1 protein-coding gene is annotated in these 2,060 nt (G+C 63.9%); it reads right to left on the reverse strand.

Translation table 11 applies throughout. From position 1 onward, the window contains the following. The coding region (locus RMO23_RS14515; protein WP_309682940.1) for an AAA family ATPase at nucleotides 1-2,060 on the reverse strand (2,060 nt) is incomplete at both ends.

Consider the following 2,060-nt stretch of genomic DNA (forward strand, 5'->3'; position numbering starts at 1 on the left):
CTTCACCTCGCCCCACACCGCCTCGCGGATCAACTCCGAATCCTGCCCGGCCATCTGCATGATCATGTGCGAGCCCAGGTTGCTGGTCATCACGATCACGGTGTTCTTGAAGTCCACGGTGCGGCCCTGGCCGTCGGTCAGGCGGCCGTCGTCCAGCACCTGCAGCAACACGTTGAAGACATCGGGGTGGGCTTTTTCGATCTCGTCAAGCAGTAGCACGCTATAGGGCTTGCGCCGCACGGCTTCGGTCAGGTGGCCGCCTTCCTCATAGCCCACATAGCCGGGCGGCGCGCCTATCAGGCGGGCCACCGAATGCTTTTCCATGAACTCGCTCATGTCGACGCGAATCAGGTGGTCCTCGCTGTCAAACAAAAAGCCGGCCAGTGCCTTGCACAGCTCGGTCTTGCCGACGCCGGTGGGACCGAGGAACAAAAAGCTGCCGGTGGGCCGGTTCGGGTCGGAAAGGCCCGAGCGTGAGCGCCGAATCGCGTTGGCGACCGCGCCTATGGCTTCTGCCTGGCCGACGACGCGCTCGTGCAGCTTGCCTTCCATCAGCAGCAACTTGTCGCGCTCGCCCTGCATCAGTTTGCTGACCGGGATGCCGGTGGAGCGCGCCACGACCTCGGCGATTTCTTCGGCGCCAACCTGGGTACGCAGCAGCTTGGGCGCGTTGTCGGCGCCCTTCTGGGCTTCGCTGTCCTGCGCCGCTTTGAGGCGCTTTTCCAGCTCGGGCAGCTTGCCGTATTGCAGCTCGGCCACCTTGTTGAAATCGCCCTTGCGGGTGAATTCTTCGATCTGGAAGCGGCTACGGTCAATCTCTTCCATCACATCCTTGGAACCCAGCGCCTGAGCTCTTTCGGCCTGGAGAATTTCGTTGAGGTCAGCGATCTCTTTTTGCAGCTTGGCGATTTCGTCTTCGATCAGGCCAAAGCGCTTTTGCGAGGCCTCGTCTTTTTCGCGGCGCACGGCTTCGCGCTCGATCTGCAGTTGGATCAGGCGACGGTCCAGCCGGTCAATCACCTCGGGCTTGGAATCGCGCTCAATGCTGACCTTGCTGGCCGCCTCGTCGATCAGGTCAATCGCCTTGTCGGGCAAGAAGCGGTCGGTGATGTAGCGGTGGCTCAGCTCGGCGGCGGCCACGATGGCCGGGTCGGTGATCTGCACGCCGTGGTGCAGCTCGTACCTTTCCTTCAGCCCACGCAAAATCGCAATTGTGGCTTCCACCGTGGGCTCGTCCACCAGGATTTTCTGGAAGCGGCGCTCCAGCGCGGCGTCTTTTTCGATGTACTTGCGGTATTCGTCGAGCGTGGTGGCGCCTACGCAGTGCAACTCGCCCCGCGCCAGCGCCGGCTTGAGCATGTTGCCCGCGTCCATCGCGCCCTCGGCCTTGCCGGCGCCGACCATGGTGTGCAGCTCGTCAATAAAGACGATGGTCTGACCTTCGTCCTGGGCCAGTTCCTTGAGCACGGTTTTCAGGCGCTCCTCAAACTCGCCGCGAAACTTGGCACCGGCCAGCAGCGCCGCCATGTCCAGGCTCAGCACGCGTTTGCCCTTGAGCGACTCGGGCACCTCGCCCGCCACGATGCGCTGGGCCAGGCCTTCGACAATGGCGGTCTTGCCGACGCCGGGCTCGCCAATCAGCACCGGGTTGTTCTTGGTGCGGCGCTGCAGCACCTGGATGGCGCGGCGGATCTCGTCGTCGCGGCCAATCACCGGGTCGAGCTTGCCGAGGCGAGCGCGCTCGGTCAGGTCCAGCGTGTATTTCTTGAGCGCTTCGCGCTGGCCCTCGGCATCGGCGCTGTTCACGCCCTGCCCGCCGCGCACCGCGTCAATCGCGGCTTCCAGCGCTTTGCGGCTCAGGCCGTTTTCGCGGGCCATCCTGCCCACATCGGCCTTGCTGTCGGCCACGGCCAGCAGAAACAGCTCGCCGGCAATGAACTGGTCGTTGCGCTTGATGGCTTCTTTTTCGGTCGCCTGCAGCAGTTTGGCCAGCTCCTGGCCGACCTGGATCTGGTCCTGGCCCTGCACCTGGGGCAGCTTTTTCACGGCGGCATCGGCCG

Source organism: Polaromonas sp. (genome assembly GCF_031411155.1).
Lineage (GTDB): Bacteria > Pseudomonadota > Gammaproteobacteria > Burkholderiales > Burkholderiaceae_C > Polaromonas.